Genomic DNA, 16,754 nt, shown 5'->3' on the forward strand with positions numbered 1-16,754 from the left:
CTCCTCATTTATTTGCAGAGATTGACTTCTTATTTTCGATTCTTTTAGTCTTAATTGCAGTTCTGACTATATTTGCTACTACACACTACACATCATTTCAAATTCATTACATAAAAAAACCTCCTAATTATAGGAGGTTTTAATTAATTAATTATTTTAAAATGTGGATTGGATGACCCATTGCTAATTCAGCAGCTTCCATAGAGATTTCACCTAATGTTGGGTGAGCATGAATTGTTTGTGCAATATCTTCAACGCTCATGCAAGCTTCAATTGCAAGTCCAAGTTCAGAAATAATATCTGAAGCATTTACACCTGCTACTTGAGCACCAACTAGTACTCCATCTTCTTTACGAGAAACTAATTGAACGAAGCCATCTGTCGAGTTAAGTGATAATGCGCGACCATTTCCACCGAATGGGAATTTTGCTACATTTACAGCTAAACCTTCATCATCCGCTTGTTTTTTAGTATAACCAACAGTTGCTAATTCTGGATCAGTAAATACTACTGCAGGGATTGCTAAGTATTCAATTTGACTTGACATTCCGCTAATTGCCTCAGCAGCTACTTTACCTTCATAAGAAGCTTTGTGAGCTAATGGAGGTCCTGCAATTACATCACCAATTGCATAAATATTTTTAACTGTTGTGCGAGCTTGTTTATCAGTAGTGATTACGCCACGTTCGTTAATTTCAATTCCAACACTTTCTAAGCCCATGTCACGAGAGTTAGGGAAACGTCCAACTGTTACTAATACGTAATCAGCTTCGATTTCTTTCATTTCTCCATTTGCTTCGAACTTAACAGTTACGCCGTCAGCAGTTTCTTCAACGCCTTTACCGAACGCTTTTGTAACGATATCAACATTACCTTTTTTCTTTAATCCACGTTTAACAATTGAGCTCATAGATTTTTCGAAACCGTTTAGGATTTCGTCACCAGCTTCAAGAATTGTTACGTGAGTACCAAAGTTAGCGTATGCTGTACCTAATTCCATACCGATATAGCCGCCACCAATAACAACTAATTTCTTAGGAATTTCTGGTAAGTTTAATGCACCTGTTGAATCGATTACACGGTTACTCCATTTGAATCCTGGGATTTCGATTGGAGTTGAACCTGTTGCGATAATTGCATTGTTAAAAGTATAAGTTTGAGCTGAATCTTCAGTGATTACACGTAGAGTGTTTGCATCATTAAAGTAAGCTTCACCTTTAATAACTTCAACTTTGTTCCCTTTTAATAAACCAGCTACACCACCAGTTAATTTATTAACAACACTGCTTTTCCAAGCTTGAACTTTTGTAAAATCTACTTTTACGTTTTCAGCTGTAATACCGATATCATCAGAATGTTTCGCAGTTTCGTAACGGTGACCAGCAGTAATTAATGCTTTTGATGGGATACAACCAACATTTAAACAAACTCCACCAAGATTACCTTTTTCAATAACCGCAACTTTTTGTCCAAGTTGTGCTGCACGAATTGCTGCAACATAACCACCAGGACCGGCACCGATAACGACCGTATCTAGTTCAATTGCAAAATCTCCTACTACCATTTATCTTACGCCTCCATTAATAATAATTCTGGATCATTTAATAATCGTTTAATATGATTTAAAGCGTTTTGAGCTGTTGCACCATCGATAATACGGTGGTCAAAGCTTAATGATAACGCTAATACTGGTGCTACAACGATTTCTCCATTTAATACCACTGGTTTTTCAGCGATACGACCAATACCTAAAATAGCTACCTCAGGGTGGTTAATTACTGGAGTAAACCATTGTCCACCTGCTGAACCGATATTTGTGATTGTGCAAGTTGCACCTTTCATTTCTGCTGGAGCTAATTTACCATCACGAGCTTTTGTAGCTAACTCGTTAATTTCAGCTGAAATTGAGAAAATAGCTTTACGATCAGCATCTTTAACAACTGGTACTAATAAACCTTTGTCAGTATCAGCAGCAATACCGATGTTATAGTAATGCTTGTGAATGATTTCGCTTGTAGCATCATCGATTGATGTATTTAAAGCTGGGAATTTACGTAATGCAGAAGTTAATGCTTTTACAACATAAGGTAAGAACGTTAATTTAATACCTTGTGCAGCAGCAACCTCTTTGTATTTTTTACGACTAGCAACAAGTTTTGTTACATCTACTTCATCCATTAATGTTACATGTGGAGCAGTGTGTTTAGAGTTAACCATTGCTTTAGCAATTGCTTTACGAATTCCACTCATTTTTTCACGAGTTTCAGGATATGCACCTTCTGGAATTGGCATTGCTTTAGTCTCTTCTTGTTTAGCAGCAGGAGCTTCAGTTACAACCTCCACAGCAACTTCTGTTTGAGCTGCAGCAGCTGGAGCTACTCCACCTAATAAGAATGCATCTACGTCTTGTTTTGTTACACGACCATTTTTACCTGATCCTGGAACGATACGTAAATCTACGTTTTTCTCACGAGCATATTTACGTACAGAAGGCATTGCAATTACATGAGCTTTTGGTTCAATTGCAGCTACTGGTGAAAGTGGTGCAGCATCTGTTTTTGGTTCAGCTTGCTCATAAGATTCTTGTACTTTTGCTTGAACTGCTTCTGCAGCTTCTGGTACTGGAGTAGTAGTTGGAGCTTCTTCAGCATGTTGGCCTTTGAAGCTTAAGTTTTCATAACCAGGTGCGTCTAAACGTACTAAAACGTCACCAACAACTGCAACTGTTCCTTCTGCAACTAGTACTTCTAACACTTTCCCTTTTACTGGTGATGGAATTTCAACAACTGACTTATCGTTTTGTACTTCACAAATGATATCATCTTCGTTTACTTCATCGCCTGCTTTAATAAACCATTTTACAATTTCACCTTCGTGAATACCTTCACCGATATCTGGTAATCTAAATTCAAATAGACTTGCCACTGAGTTTGACACAGATTTCTACCTCCGAACAAATTTAATTATTTTTAAATTTTTATTTATAATGTAAGAAAGGTATTGATGAATTCATCAAATACCTTTCACTATTTTTGCTAATTACTCTTAGAAGTTTAATACTTTTTGAATACCTTCAACTACATCTTTATGGTTTGGTAACCAAACAGTTTCTGCTTCTGAGAATGGGTATACAGTGTCAGCTGCAGTAATACGTACAACTGGTGCTTCTAATGAAAGGATACAACGATCATTAATTTCAGCAACTATATTTGCAGCAATACCAGCTTGCTTTTGAGCTTCTTGAACTACAACAGCACGACCAGTTTTCTCAACAGATGCAACGATTGCAGCAGTATCTAATGGGTGAACAGTACGTAAGTCAACAACTTCTACTGATACACCTTCTTTTTCTAATTCTTCAGCAGCTTTTAATGCAGCGTGAACCATTGCACCGTATGCAAATACAGATACATCTTTCCCTTCACGTTTCACATCAGCTTTTCCTAATTCAATTGTGTATTCACCTTCAGGTACATCTTCACGGAATGAACGGTATAATTTCATGTGCTCTAAGTAGATAACTGGATCGTTATCACGAATAGCTGAAATTAAAAGACCTTTCGCATCTTTAGGTGTTGATGGGATAACAACTTTTAAACCTGGAGTTTGAGCCATTAAACCTTCTAAACTATCCGCGTGCATTTCTGGTGTGTGTACACCTCCACCAAATGGTGAACGGAAAGTAATAGGTGAAGTAAAACGACCACTTGTACGGTAACGCATACGAGCAGCTTGCCCAGCGATTGAGTCCATAATTTCAAATAAGAATCCGAAGAATTGAATTTCTGGTACTGGACGGAATCCTTGAATTCCAAGACCGATTGCTAATCCACCGATTCCTGATTCAGCAAGTGGTGTATCGAATACACGTTGCTCGCCGAATTCAGCTTGTAAACCTTCAGTTGCACGGAATACACCACCGTTTACTCCAACGTCCTCACCGAATACTACTACAGTTGGATCGTTCTTCATTTCAACGCGTAATGCATCTGTGATAGCTTGAATCATTGTCATTTGCGCCATGACTTACTTCGACTCCTTCTCTTTGTAAATTGCATATTGCTCTTCTATATTACTTGTTTTAGTTTCGAACATATTTTCCATTAAATCAGTAACTTTTTGTTTTGGCTCTTGGTCAGCAACTTTGATAGCCTCTTTAATTGCTTCTTTTGCTTCTTCGATAATCGCATTTTCTTCTTCTTCAGTCCAAAGACCTTTTTTCTCTAAGAACTTACGGAAACGAACGATTGGATCTTTTGCTTCCCATTCATTTTCTGTATCTTTTGTACGGTAACGAGTTGGGTCATCTCCAGCCATTGTATGAGGACCGTAACGGAATGTTAATGTTTCGATTAATGTTGGACCTTCACCATTGATTGCACGTTTGCGAGCTTCTGAAGTAGCTGCATAAACTGCTAATGGATCCATACCATCAACTTGAATACCTGCAATACCTACTGCAATTGCTTTTTGTGCAATTGTTCTAGCTTTTGATTGCTTAGAAACAGGAGTTGAGATTGCATATCTGTTATTTTGAACAATGAAAATCGCAGGAGCGTTATAAGCACCAGCAAAGTTCAACCCTTCGTAGAAATCACCTTGAGAAGCTCCACCATCACCTGTATATGTAATAGCAACAGAGTTTTCCCCTTTTAATTTTTTACCAAGCGCAACACCAGCAGCTTGAATAATTTGAGCACCAATAATAATTTGTGGGAAGATTACATTTACATCTTCAGGAATTTGACTTCCTACTAAATGTCCACGTGACCATAAAAATGCTTTATATAGAGGTAAACCATGCCAAATCATTTGAGGCACATCACGGTAACCAGGTAAGATAAAGTCTTCTTTTTCAAGAGCAAATTGACTTGCTAATTGAGAAGCTTCTTGTCCTGCAGTTGGTGCATAGAAACCTAAACGACCTTGTCTGTTTAATGAAATAGAACGTTGGTCAAGAACGCGAGTCCATACCATACGTTTCATTAATTCTTTTAATTTTTCGTCAGATAAATCAGGCATTGCTGCTTCATTAACGATTTCGCCCTCTTCATTTAAAATTTGAAGAGTTTCAACTGAATCACCAAATTGAAGCATATGATTCATTAATTCAGAAACAGTTTGTGTATTCTTCATTTCTGTTGCTCCCTTTCCATCTACTTTCTTCGTAGTAGTTGCCACTTAACCCACACCCTTCTTTAATTATCGAGGATTTATTTACTATATCCATCATGTGTATTTTCTTAAGAGTAATTACAAGTAACTAGTACTCATAATTAAAAACTGTACTTATTCTAATTGTGTATTACACTAGTACAACATTGAACACTAGTACAGTTTATAACACGTTCATAAACTCGTCAAATATTTTGTTGTATTATTTTATTAGCGATTTTCCAAATTATTTTCTACTAAAATTTTCACCTGTACTATCTTTGAAACAGCAAACTGTTATACAATAACAGAATCTCCTTTAAATTATACTTAAATAGCGAAAAAGCGATTTATTTTAGTTGGAATTTCAAACTGTACTACAACGATTTTTATTGATAGGCTCTGAATAAAATGCATTATTTACCATATTTTTCAATTAAGTGATTTCTGATATCATTTAATTTTTGAGTATAAAGATTTAATTGATCATTTAAATTAATTACGTCTTTATAAATTCGGTTTGTATTCTTTGTTTTACTCTTAACATTATTTAAATCAACTTTTTTCTGAGATAATAAATTATAAATTGATAAATCTGTTTCAATTGCTTGTTTATATTTCTTATTTAATTGATCGTATAATTTAGTTCTCTCTCTCCATGTTTTTACAAACAGATAGACTTCATTTCGAAACTTTTCATCTTTTGTTTCAATATTTATTGTTTGAAGTTCTTCAATTTTTATGTCTATGTCGTGAATTAATTTTGACTCCTCATTAATTTTTTCTTTCCGTTTATTTAATAAATTGATTGCATGTTTCGCTGCATCTTGCCTTTTATTTACTTCATTAACCTTATATAAATAAATTTTTTCATAGAACTCCAATTCTTTTATTTCTAAGCTTTGAATCGTTTCACCGGCTTTTTCGAATTTTTGTTCCATCTTCGTAATTTTATTAAGTTTTTGAAAAACTAATTTTTTTTGTTTTATTTGTGAAGTACAGGCTGAACAGAACATTAACAAAAGAACAATAATCAAAAATAAAGCATGAGATTTTTTATACATAACTTCACCTATTTTTTTCATGATTATTTTCATGTTGCATCTTTTCTGAGTTTTTATACGTTCAGAAAAATATATGGTCACATACCCACACACTTTAGCTATTTTTTCATAATTTGTATTATCCGCTACTTGCGGAATCAGTTTAAAAAGGGGGTTAAATTTATGTACGGTTACGGATACGGTGGTGGATTCGGAAAAGGTGGTTACCCAGGATACGGATACGGTGGAGGATGCGGTTGCGGTTACGGCGGTTTCGCATTAATCGTTGTTCTATTCATTTTATTAATTATCGTTGGTGCAGCATTTGTTTTATAATTTCCACTAATTACCTCTATTTTTAATGTATAACCACAAACTTTAGGAGCGATATTTTTTCGCTCCTTTTTCATATTCGTTATTTTTATGCCTTACTGACAATTTAAAAAAGATTTGTTAGACTAAACTAATAATACTGCTGAATAGTACATATTTATATTTAGGCATAAACTATGTTAGGAGTGAAATTCTTTTGATTACAATGAAAGATATTATCCGCGAAGGCGACCCAAGATTAAGGGAAGTCTCTAAGGAAGTTAGTTTACCACCATCGAATGATGACATAAATTTAGCGAACTCTTTATTAGAATATGTAATAAATAGTCAAAACCCTGAAATCGTTGCAGAGTATGGTTTACGATCTGGTATAGGATTAGCTGCACCTCAAATTGGAATTAATAAAAGAGCAATCGGGGTTCATGTAACGGACTCACAAGGAAATTTATATAGTTACGCGTTATTAAATCCAAAAATCATTAGTCATTCTGTTGAGCAAGTTTATCTTTCAGGTGGTGAAGGATGCTTATCAGTAGATCGTGATGTACCTGGTTACGTCCCTCGTTACGCTAGGATAACAGTAACTGGATTTGACACAAGACAAGGTGAAGTGAAAATTCGTTTAAAGGGATTACCAGCTATTTGTTTCCAACACGAAATTGATCATTTAAACGGTGTAATGTTTTATGATCGAATCAATAAAGACAATCCTTTTTCCGCACCTGAGGGAGCTTCTCCTTTAGAAAGAAATTAAAAAAAAGCGAATGATTAAATCATTCGCTTTTTTGATTAAAGTAATCCTGCCCATTTTAGTCCGTTTAAGATACCATCTTCATCAACATTCGTTGTAACATGGTTTGCTAATTTTTTAAGTGGTTCTACTGCATTCCCCATCGCAATACCAGTGCCGACCTTTTCAATCATTTCTAAGTCATTTAAACCGTCTCCGAAAGCGAAAACATTTTCCATATTAAAACCAAGGTGATTTACCATTTGTTGAATACCATTCGCTTTAGAGCCTCCAACAGGTAATACATCTGACGAATATTCATGCCAACGAATAAAATTAAATTGTTCAAACCCCTCTGTTAAAGAGGATTCTTTCTGTTCTTCACAGAATAGTAATACTTGATAGATATCACGGCCATTATAGAAATCATGTTCTACTTCAGGATGAAACATTTTAATCGAACTCATAGCTTCTTTTATGTGTGGATGTGCATCAGTTGATGCTTTCATTGTCTCATTATTTAAATAGATTAGTGGAATATCTAGTTCCTTTGCTTTTTTAGAAAATAAATGTAACTGTTCAGGATGTAAAGCATGCGTATGAATTGCTTCACCTTCAAATTCAGCATACTGCCCATTTAAACTAACAAAGCTGTTTATGTTTAATTCTTCACGAATATCTTTAAACATAAATGGTGCACGACCAGTCGCGATTGCTACATGTATATCTTTATTTTGAAGCTCAGTTATTGCTTGTTTTGTACTTTCTGGAATTACTTTATCATGATTTAAAATTGTACCATCTATATCAAAAAAAACGATTGGTTTCGTCATTTGTTATCTCTCCTCACTAAGATGCTGCATTTGCTTTTGAATTGTTAATTTTTGACTTTCCCTTACTATTTGTAATAAATACTCCTAGAAGTACAATTAATAATCCAACGATCATCTTGATCGATATTGGTTCATCTAAAAATAAAAATCCCCAAACTGATGCAAATACAGGAACTATATAAGTAACCATTGTTGCAAATTCTGCGCTACCCTCTTTAACCATATAATAAAATAATAAATATGCCAACCCTGAACATAATACGCCTAAACCAAAAACACCACTAAAAACATTAAAATTAATGAATGGTTTAATCGTGCCTTTCCCTAAAATAATCATGTAAAAAAAGCCGAAAAGACCAGAAATACTAAGCGTTAGAAAAGAAACGATTAATACATCAATTTTTTGTAAATACTTTTTAGTTAAATGTGAACCAAGCCCATAACAAAATGTAACAAATAACATGAATAATGAATAAATTATATTATTGGAGAAAATTGTTGATGGATTTATGTTCATCATTATCATAAGACCAATGATTCCAACAAAAAGTCCAATCCATTGTTTCTTGTGGATTTTTTGAGTAAAGAAAAAATAGCCTATTATTAGAGTTGCAATCGGAGTAAATGCATTTAAAACGGCAGCTTCGTTACTTTGTAGATGTGTTTCGCTAAAAGAAAGAAAAAGCCATGGAATTGCATGATTAAACAAAGAGATTGCAATAATCAAAGTCATTTTAGGCAAATTTTTATAATCAATTTTAACCTTTTTAATGAACATGATGATTAATAAAGTTAGTGCCCCAAAGAAACAACGGTAAAACACAATTCCTTCTGGACCTATGTCGTCTAACAGTAATTTTATAAATAGAAAAGATGTACTCCAAATCATACTTAACAAAAACAAAGCAGCATATAATTTCTTCACAGATTTCTCCCCTTAATCTTTAATACTCTCTATTTTAACTTCTTTTTCGTATAGATTGTATGAAAATGTTTTTTCGTTAAATACTACACATAAATATACTATGTCCGTGATATCTACATATAAGTTTAATTTCATGCTAAGGAGGTAAAACTAATGTTACGTAAACTTAGAAAAAAACTAAAAAAACGGCTAAAGCAATTATTAAAAAGGAAAAAATATATCTCGATATTTTCAAATAAACTTTTAAAATGACCGTATTTTAGCTATTCTTCAATAAAAAGAATGAAAATATAAAGAAAATCACTTATAATATTGAGAAGATAGTGAATTGACAAGGAGAGATTTAAATGATTTTTAAAGTATACTATCAGGAATTACCTTTAGAGGTACCTGTAAGAGAAAAAACTAAAACTGTTTATGTTGAAGCAGAAAGTGAAAGAGAAGTTCGTGCGAAATTATTACCTTTCAATTATAATATTGAGCTTGTTCAAGCTTTAACCGGTGCTCATCTTGAATTTGAAAAACAAAGTGAAAGCTTTAAAATTTTGGAGCTAGCGTAATCTATGAAATTTCTTAAAAATGATCAAGCTGCCGTATTCGCACTAGGTGGCTTAGGGGAAATTGGAAAAAATACATACGCAGTACAATACCAAGATGAAATTATATTAATTGATGCCGGAATCAAATTCCCTGAAGATGAACTACTAGGAATAGACTATGTTATCCCAGACTATTCTTATTTGGTTCGAAATGAGGAAAAAATTAAAGGTTTATTTATCACTCACGGACATGAAGACCACATTGGTGGAATTCCATATTTATTAAGAGAATTAAATATCCCAATTTATGGCGGCAAACTTGCTCTTGGTTTAATTAAAAATAAACTAGAAGAGCACGGCTTACTAAGAAAAGCTAAATTAATTGAAATTAAAGAAGACGATATCATCAAATTTAGAAAAACAAGTGTTACTTTTTACCGTACTACTCATAGTATTCCAGATTGTTATGGTATCGTTGTTAAAACTCCTCAAGGACAAGTAGTACATACAGGAGACTTTAAATTCGATTTCACTCCAGTTGGGGAAACAGCTAATTTAACAAAAATGGCTGAAATCGGTAAAGAAGGTGTCTTATGTTTACTTTCTGATAGTACAAATAGTGAAGTATCACATTTTACAATGTCAGAACGCAAAGTTGGAGACACGATTAATGAAATTTTCCGTAAAGTAGACGGTCGTATTATATTTGCAACATTTGCATCTAATATACATCGTCTTCAACAAGTCGTTGAAGCTGCTATTGCTACTGGACGTAAAATTGCTGTTTTTGGAAGAAGCATGGAAGCAAATATTGAGATTGGTCATGATTTAGGCTATATTAAATGCCCTAAAGATACATTTATTGATGCATCTCAAATTAACCGTATTCCAGCTAATCAAATTGTAATTTTATGTACAGGTAGCCAAGGTGAGCCAATGGCTGCATTATCACGTATAGCTAATGGAACACATCGTCAAATTCAAATTATCCCTGGTGATACAGTCGTATTTTCTTCATCTCCAATCCCTGGGAATACGATGAGTGTAAATCGAACAATCAACTTATTATATCGTGCTGGTGCTGAAGTCATTCACGGATCTTTAAACGATATCCACACAAGTGGTCATGGTGGTCAAGAAGAGCAGAAGTTAATGCTTAGACTTATGAAACCTAAGTATTTTATGCCTATTCATGGAGAGTATAGAATGCAGCGTATGCACGCTAAGCTTGCTATGGACTGTGGTGTACCTGAGGAAAATTGCTTCATTATGGATAATGGTGAGGTTTTAGCTCTACGTGCTGACGAAGCAATGGTAGCTGGTAAGGTACCATCTGGTAATGTGTATATTGATGGTAGCGGTATCGGTGACATTGGTAATATCGTATTAAGAGACCGTAGAATCTTATCAGAAGAAGGCCTTGTAATTGTTGTGGTAAGTATCGATATGAAAGAATTTAAAATTTCTGCTGGCCCAGATATTATTTCTCGCGGATTTGTTTATATGAGAGAAAGTGGCGATTTAATTAATGAAGCGCAAGCAATGATCGCTGCACATTTAAACAAAATCATGGAACGAAAAACATCTCAATGGTCAGAAATTAAAAATGAAATTACAGATACTTTATCACCATTCTTATACGAAAAAACAAAACGTAAACCAATGATTCTTCCAATCATTATGGAAGTTTAATCTTTTGATTAAAAAGGGGTGTCTCATTTTGAGACACCTTTTTTTATTGTAATGTTCTGCAAAAAATATGTTGATTTCCGTTACAGGATGCTCGCTTTCCATGGGGCGTGAGGCTTTAGCCTCCTCGGCTAGCCTGCGAGGTCTCACCCTTCCCGCTATTCCCATAGGAGTCTCCCACCTTCCTCTCCAATCAATGTCTTCAAATATCCTATACTTTTAATTCTAAAAATCTTTTTCAAATGCCATTTGTAAAATCACAACATTTATACATTCCCTTTTTTATTTCCATTTCAACTAAGGAATAAAAAAAAGCTTATAATATAAGCTTCCAGTGTGTAGACAAAGTCCTATTTATCTGATTTTCAGACTGATTGAAAACGCTTGTCTTTCGACGCGCGAAGCCTGACGAGGAGCGGAGTTACCCTTAACGGTAATGAGCACCGCAGGCAGGCGAAGCAACGAAGAAAGCGAGCGTTTGGCGGCCAGTCTGAAAGCTTATAATATAAGCTTCTTTAATCCTGTAGGTCATTTCTTTCATTATTTTTCAAAATATGTTTTATAAAAAAAGGTTTATTAAGAACTAAAAATATAAAATAAATCGTGAACAATATGAAAAATAGAACAAATAAGATGATTAAAACAAAAGCTAAACTACTTTTAGCAAAACTTGTTTCAATTCTGAGATACGGATATAAAATAAACGGTAAATGGCTTATGCCGTAACCGAAAAAAGCGAAAAAATATTGTAATAATACAAGTAAGAACGCTAATCCATAATTTTTTCTTTTAAATACAAAATAAATGGCAACTACAAAACAGATAAATGAGATAAGGAAAAATCCCCATACATTATGCATCCGATCGAAATGCTGACTATTATGTAATTTCATCGAAGCAAATACAATGATACTAGATAGGATAGTAGGCAATGACCACACTAATACATATTTTCTCAACTTTATTTCTGACTCTGAATCGTTGATTAGCTTAGCAGAGTAAATTAAAAACATTGCACTAATAAATAATACAGAGCATACTGCTAAAAGCATAACCGATAATGAGTAGAAATTCGTAATTAATTTAAAGGGATAAAATCGTATATCCGTTCCATTTTCAATGATAAAGCCACCTTCGGAAATTGTTAGAACGGTTGATAATGTAACGGGTATTAATAAGCTAGTTGCTCCATATAAAAGTAAAAAGACTTTACTCCTATTCCCTCCATATTGCTGAAAAGTATAAAACGATCCCCTGATTGCTAAAAATATCATCGCAACACTGCCTGGTACTAGTAGAGGAACTCCGTAATAATATGCCACTCTAGGAAATATACCTACAACCCCTACGAAGAAGAAGATAAAAAATAATGTAGCCAATTCCCAAATTGATGATAGATGTCTATTAATTAAGCCAATTAACTTTGGTTCTTCTTTGGTTGAAATGGCGTAAAATGCATAAAATCCAGCGCCAAAATCAATTGAAGCTATAATCATGTAGGCATATAAAAACAACCATAATATAAAGATTGCGATCGTTTGAATATCCAAACTTATTTCCTCCTACAGAAATTTTCCATTAGTTTTCTTTAATTATACCGATAAAATACTAATACTTCTAGTTTCGATAAGAAGATAATGGAAATATTTAAGAGCAGGATCAAGGAAAAGACAGTACCCTTCCGCTCCAATCAACTTCTTCATCATAAAGTCGCCTAACACTTAGAATTAGAAGAAGGAAAAAGAGCAGTTGGGATAAAAAATGTGACTGTGAATGAAGATTTTTTTAAAGGACACTTCCCCAATTATCCAGTTATGCCAGGCGTATTAATTATAGAAGCATTAGCCCAAGTAAGTGCCGTTGTGATGTTAACGAAAGAAGGAAACCAAGGACGTTTAGGGCTTTTAGCAGGTATAGATAAATGTAGATTTAAACAGCAAGTAAAACCTGGAGACCAACTCCGTCTCGAGGTTGAAACAACTAGATTAAAAGGTCCTATTGGAAAAGGCAAAGGAATTGCTACAGTTGATGGAGAATTAGTTTGCGAAACAGAACTATTATTTGCATTTGGTGATTAAAAGCAATTAATTTCTAAAATATTACTCAAATAGTTGGACATAAGGTTGTCTTATTTAGCAGGGGATTTAATGAAACTTCAAGTATAAAAATAAATACATAAACTTAGTTCGGTCGTATCAAATATCGGACTGGACTATTTTTTTGTTGAAAACAAAAAACACCGCGGATTGCGGTGTTTTTTAACATTTTATGATAGAAACAGAACCCTATCCTTATTCTACTTTTGCAGCTTCGTCTAGCACTCGGTTTACACGCTTTTCTAACATTGGCATTCCACCTTCGCCTGCTTGGAAATGGCGTAATACTCCTGTTTTATCGAAAACATAATAAGATGGTACGTATTTGTTTTCAAAAGCATCTGTAATTGTATGTTGATTATCAACTAATATCGTTTGTGTAATCCCATGTTCTTCTGCTACTTGTTTAATTTTTTCAATATCTAAATCATCTTCAGATCTTGGCATATGAACACTAACTACATTTAAACGATCTTTATATTCATCTCTAAAAGCATTAATATTAGGCATTGCTACCTTACATAAATGACAACTAACGGACCAAAAATGAATTAGAGTTGGTTTTTCGCCAATTAGAGTCTCTTTTTGAACCTCTCCATTTAATACTGTAGTTGCACCGTTTAATTCCGGCATTGGTGAGCGTAGTCTCATCTAAATTCCTCCTAACTATTTCTCTCTTCTCTTTTGGCTGATCCCCATATTTGAGAGAGCTTGTTGTTTAACTTTTCCAATTGTCGAGGCTAAAGAAGCCTTTCATTTGTGCAGTTTTAAAAAAGGCCTAACGATTATGTTAGACCTTTGACATTATTTTTTTAAACGTTGAATTATAAAGTTGCTTGACCTGGTTTCCAGTTAGCTGGGCAAAGTCCACCAGTTTGTAAAGCTTGAAGTACACGTAATACTTCATCAACTTCACGGCCGATATTGTTATGGTGAACTACTTGATACATTAATTCACCTTCTGGGCTGATGATGAATAATCCACGTAATGCGATACCTTCTTCTTCAATTAAAACGCCATAATCACGAGAGATAGCGTGGTTAGTATCAGCACCTAATGGGTATTTTAATTGACCTAAGCCATTATCTTTACGATCTGTGTTAATCCATGCTAAGTGAGTGTGAATTGTATCTGTTGAAACACCTACAACTTCAGCATCAAGATCTTCAAACTCATCATAACGATCAGAAATCGCAATGATTTCAGTTGGACATACGAAAGTGAAGTCCATTGGATAGAAGTATAATACTGTCCATTTATCGTTTTTCATGTTTTCTTCTAAACTTACTTTACCAAATTCTTTATTTGGTAATACTGCTTCCATTTCAAAGCGTGGTGCTTGTTTTCCTACAAAACGTTCTGCCATTATAATTACCTCCAATAATTTATGTAACTATTTATCATACAAATGATATTATAGTAAACTACTTATTTAAAGTCAATATTAATTTATAATAATTATTAACTGAAAACCATTTTCATAAAATTAAATTTCAAAAGTTTTTACATTTAGGCTTTAACAGTGTGTTTCATAAAGTCTGTAATAAATCGAATCATTAATGGAATGACATTTTCGTCGGGATTTAACTTTTGATGATGAAGTCCGTATTTAGAATTTACACCAATCCAAAACATCATCCCAGGTATTTCTTTTGTCATATACCCAAAATCTTCACCTGTCATTGCGACATTACACTCGATCACATCGATACCATCATATTGTCTCGCAAAATCGAAAAAATCATTCGTTAGTGATTCATCATTTATAACTCCATAGTAATTACTTCCAAAATCTACATCTATTTTACACTGAAAGCTCTCTTGAAATCCATTCACAAGACTTTGAATTCTATTTTTTAATTTCAACATTGCTTCTTCATTTAACGCTCTCATTGTACCTTCTAATCGAACATGGTCCGCAATAACATTTTGGACTGTCCCACCAGTTATTTTTCCAATCGTAATAACAGCACTATCCAATGGATTAACATTTCTAGAAACGATTGACTGGATTTGAGTAATAAAATGACTAGATGCAACAATCATGTCATTCGTTAAATGAGGAAACGCTGCATGTCCACTTAAGCCATGGAAATCAATAAAAAGCTCGGAAGTATGTGCAAATAGCATCCCAGGTTTCGTTGCGACAGTGCCAACTGGATACTCAGGTGCAATATGTAATGCGTATATTTCGTCTGGTTTAAATGGCTTAAATTCATCACTCTTTAGTAAAGGCTCAGCTCCACCTGGTCCTTCTTCCGCTGGTTGAAAAAGAAAGACAACATCATCATTAATCGGCTCATTTACTAAATTCGTAAGAACACCAAGTGTAATACTCATATGGACATCATGTCCGCAAGCATGCATATTCCCTTCATGAATGGAAGAAAACGCTAATCCTGTATCTTCTTTCATTGGTAAACCATCTATATCTGTTCGATAGCCAATAGTCTTTGTCGGGTTTTGGCCTTTAACCCGAACAAAAATACCAGTTCTCCAAGTTTCAATTTCAAGTCTTTCTTGATTCAGATTAGATAAATAATCTAATAAGTAAGCCTGGGTTTTAAATTCCTGGAAGCCAAGTTCAGGTATTAAATGAAGATCTCTTCTAATTTTAATAAATGTTTCCACCTGTATCCCTCCAAAAAAAGCGTAGAAAAATATTCTACGCTTCACAAGTACTTGTTGTCATTATTGGTTTAGTTGACGTAAAGCCTGAATGATTTCAGTCTTTGAGATTGTTTTATCATCAATATCTTTAATTTTTCGAGCTGGTACACCAGCAACTACTGTATAAGGAGCTACGTCTTCAGTAACAATAGCACCAGCAGCAACTACTGCACCTTCACCTACTTTGATACCTTCTAAAACAACAGCGTTTGCACCGATTAATACATTGTCTTCAAGAATAACTGGATTTGCTGAAGGTGGCTCAATAACACCAGCTAAAACCGCACCAGCGCCAACATGACAGTTTTTACCAGTTGTTGCACGTCCACCAAGGACAGCATTCATATCGATCATTGTACCTTCACCAATAACAGCTCCGATATTAATGACAGATCCCATCATAATAACAGCATTGTCACCAATTGTTACTTGATCACGAATAATCGCTCCTGGCTCAATACGAGCTTTAATACCTTTTGCATCTAAAAGTGGAATTGCAGAATTACGACGATCTGATTCCACTACATAATCTTCTATGTATTGTTTTTGTTCTTCAAGGATTACTTTAACGTCATCCCACTCACCAAATAACACGCCTGAATTTTGAGAAATAAAAGATTGTACTGATTCAGGAATAGTAAGCTTGTCTAATTGACCTTTTACATATACTTTAACTGGTGTTTTTTTAGTACTATTTGCGATAAATGCAATAATTTCATTTGCGTCCATTAATTTCATTTA

The 16,754-nt window shown here is 34.2% G+C and carries 16 protein-coding genes and 1 pseudogene; 5 read left to right on the forward strand and 12 right to left on the reverse strand.

Annotated features, from left to right (window positions below; translation table 11 throughout):
• Nucleotides 1-151 precede the first annotated feature (151 nt).
• From lpdA to B7R67_RS04120, 5 genes are all read right to left on the reverse strand, one after another.
• Nucleotides 152-1,564, reverse strand: coding sequence for a dihydrolipoyl dehydrogenase (lpdA, locus tag B7R67_RS04100; protein WP_088067814.1), 1,413 nt, complete (start codon nt 1,562-1,564; stop codon nt 152-154).
• A gap of 5 nt (nt 1,565-1,569) precedes the next feature.
• On the reverse strand, nt 1,570-2,937 hold the full coding sequence (locus B7R67_RS04105) for a dihydrolipoamide acetyltransferase family protein (protein ID WP_328587362.1): 1,368 nt from the start codon (nt 2,935-2,937) through the stop codon (nt 1,570-1,572).
• 108 nt (nt 2,938-3,045) lie between these two features.
• Nucleotides 3,046-4,023, reverse strand: coding sequence for an alpha-ketoacid dehydrogenase subunit beta (locus tag B7R67_RS04110; RefSeq protein ID WP_088067816.1), 978 nt, complete (start codon nt 4,021-4,023; stop codon nt 3,046-3,048).
• 3 nt (nt 4,024-4,026) lie between these two features.
• Nucleotides 4,027-5,106 (reverse strand): pyruvate dehydrogenase (acetyl-transferring) E1 component subunit alpha, encoded by a 1,080-nt coding sequence (pdhA, locus tag B7R67_RS04115; RefSeq protein ID WP_235822087.1) that lies wholly within the window; start codon nt 5,104-5,106, stop codon nt 4,027-4,029.
• Nucleotides 5,107-5,570: 464 nt separating this feature from the next.
• The gene (locus B7R67_RS04120; protein ID WP_088067818.1) at nt 5,571-6,251 is read right to left on the reverse strand and encodes a YkyA family protein; all 681 of its coding nucleotides are present in this window, start codon (nt 6,249-6,251) and stop codon (nt 5,571-5,573) included.
• A gap of 129 nt (nt 6,252-6,380) precedes the next feature.
• Here B7R67_RS04120 and B7R67_RS04125 point away from each other — a divergent pair, with 129 nt between their 5' ends.
• The gene (locus B7R67_RS04125) at nt 6,381-6,533 is read left to right on the forward strand and encodes a YjcZ family sporulation protein (protein ID WP_088067820.1); all 153 of its coding nucleotides are present in this window, start codon (nt 6,381-6,383) and stop codon (nt 6,531-6,533) included.
• Between the two features lie 193 nt (nt 6,534-6,726).
• Nucleotides 6,727-7,284, forward strand: coding sequence for a peptide deformylase (gene def / locus B7R67_RS04130; RefSeq protein ID WP_088067822.1), 558 nt, complete (start codon nt 6,727-6,729; stop codon nt 7,282-7,284).
• Nucleotides 7,285-7,319: 35 nt separating this feature from the next.
• On the opposite strand, the gene B7R67_RS04135 is transcribed toward def, so the two are convergent.
• Nucleotides 7,320-8,093: a Cof-type HAD-IIB family hydrolase gene (locus tag B7R67_RS04135; protein ID WP_088067823.1), complete on the reverse strand. Its 774-nt coding sequence runs from the start codon at nt 8,091-8,093 to the stop codon at nt 7,320-7,322.
• A gap of 16 nt (nt 8,094-8,109) precedes the next feature.
• Nucleotides 8,110-9,018 (reverse strand): DMT family transporter, encoded by a 909-nt coding sequence (locus tag B7R67_RS04140; RefSeq protein ID WP_088067824.1) that lies wholly within the window; start codon nt 9,016-9,018, stop codon nt 8,110-8,112.
• Nucleotides 9,019-9,365: 347 nt separating this feature from the next.
• On the opposite strand from B7R67_RS04140, the gene B7R67_RS04145 reads away from it, so the two are divergent.
• Both B7R67_RS04145 and rnjA read left to right on the forward strand, forming a co-directional pair.
• On the forward strand, nt 9,366-9,578 hold the full coding sequence (locus B7R67_RS04145; protein WP_088067825.1) for a DNA-dependent RNA polymerase subunit epsilon: 213 nt from the start codon (nt 9,366-9,368) through the stop codon (nt 9,576-9,578).
• A gap of 3 nt (nt 9,579-9,581) precedes the next feature.
• Nucleotides 9,582-11,249, forward strand: a complete 1,668-nt coding sequence (gene rnjA, locus B7R67_RS04150) for a ribonuclease J1 (RefSeq protein WP_088067827.1) — start codon at nt 9,582-9,584, stop codon at nt 11,247-11,249.
• Between the two features lie 512 nt (nt 11,250-11,761).
• Here the strand turns inward: rnjA and B7R67_RS04155 are convergent.
• Entirely contained in the window at nt 11,762-12,796 is a 1,035-nt protein-coding gene (locus tag B7R67_RS04155; protein ID WP_088067830.1) for a cytochrome d ubiquinol oxidase subunit II, read from the reverse strand.
• Between the two features lie 171 nt (nt 12,797-12,967).
• On the opposite strand from B7R67_RS04155, the pseudogene fabZ reads away from it, so the two are divergent.
• Nucleotides 12,968-13,324 (forward strand): annotated as a pseudogene (gene fabZ, locus B7R67_RS04160) (3-hydroxyacyl-ACP dehydratase FabZ); the annotation flags it as partial.
• 213 nt (nt 13,325-13,537) lie between these two features.
• Here the strand turns inward: fabZ and B7R67_RS04165 are convergent.
• The 4 genes from B7R67_RS04165 to dapD all read right to left on the reverse strand — a co-directional run bounded on the left by B7R67_RS04165 (nt 13,538) and on the right by dapD (nt 16,751).
• Nucleotides 13,538-13,993: a TlpA family protein disulfide reductase gene (locus B7R67_RS04165; protein ID WP_088067834.1), complete on the reverse strand. Its 456-nt coding sequence runs from the start codon at nt 13,991-13,993 to the stop codon at nt 13,538-13,540.
• A gap of 173 nt (nt 13,994-14,166) precedes the next feature.
• Nucleotides 14,167-14,709, reverse strand: a complete 543-nt coding sequence (locus B7R67_RS04170; RefSeq protein WP_088067835.1) for a peroxiredoxin — start codon at nt 14,707-14,709, stop codon at nt 14,167-14,169.
• Between the two features lie 143 nt (nt 14,710-14,852).
• Complete coding sequence (locus B7R67_RS04175) at nt 14,853-15,974, reverse strand: N-acetyldiaminopimelate deacetylase (RefSeq protein WP_088067837.1); 1,122 nt, start codon at nt 15,972-15,974, stop codon at nt 14,853-14,855.
• A 60-nt stretch (nt 15,975-16,034) separates the two neighbouring features.
• Nucleotides 16,035-16,751 (reverse strand): 2,3,4,5-tetrahydropyridine-2,6-dicarboxylate N-acetyltransferase, encoded by a 717-nt coding sequence (gene dapD, locus B7R67_RS04180; RefSeq protein WP_088067838.1) that lies wholly within the window; start codon nt 16,749-16,751, stop codon nt 16,035-16,037.
• Nucleotides 16,752-16,754: the final 3 nt, after the last annotated feature.

Source organism: Gottfriedia luciferensis (assembly GCF_002156865.1).
Taxonomy (GTDB): Bacteria; Bacillota; Bacilli; order Bacillales; family Bacillaceae_G; genus Gottfriedia; species Gottfriedia luciferensis.

Coding starts and splice junctions, on each gene's coding strand:
- rnjA (WP_088067827.1), top strand. CDS start 9,582: ATGAAATTTCTTAAAAATGATCAAGCTGCCGTATTCGCACTAGGTGGC.
- dapD (WP_088067838.1), bottom strand. CDS start 16,751: ATGAAATTAATGGACGCAAATGAAATTATTGCATTTATCGCAAATAGT.
- B7R67_RS04170 (WP_088067835.1), bottom strand. CDS start 14,709: ATGGCAGAACGTTTTGTAGGAAAACAAGCACCACGCTTTGAAATGGAA.
- B7R67_RS04135 (WP_088067823.1), bottom strand. CDS start 8,093: ATGACGAAACCAATCGTTTTTTTTGATATAGATGGTACAATTTTAAAT.
- B7R67_RS04120 (WP_088067818.1), bottom strand. CDS start 6,251: ATGAAAATAATCATGAAAAAAATAGGTGAAGTTATGTATAAAAAATCT.
- B7R67_RS04145 (WP_088067825.1), top strand. CDS start 9,366: ATGATTTTTAAAGTATACTATCAGGAATTACCTTTAGAGGTACCTGTA.
- pdhA (WP_235822087.1), bottom strand. CDS start 5,106: ATGAATCATATGCTTCAATTTGGTGATTCAGTTGAAACTCTTCAAATT.
- lpdA (WP_088067814.1), bottom strand. CDS start 1,564: ATGGTAGTAGGAGATTTTGCAATTGAACTAGATACGGTCGTTATCGGT.
- B7R67_RS04125 (WP_088067820.1), top strand. CDS start 6,381: ATGTACGGTTACGGATACGGTGGTGGATTCGGAAAAGGTGGTTACCCA.
- B7R67_RS04165 (WP_088067834.1), bottom strand. CDS start 13,993: ATGAGACTACGCTCACCAATGCCGGAATTAAACGGTGCAACTACAGTA.
- B7R67_RS04110 (WP_088067816.1), bottom strand. CDS start 4,023: ATGGCGCAAATGACAATGATTCAAGCTATCACAGATGCATTACGCGTT.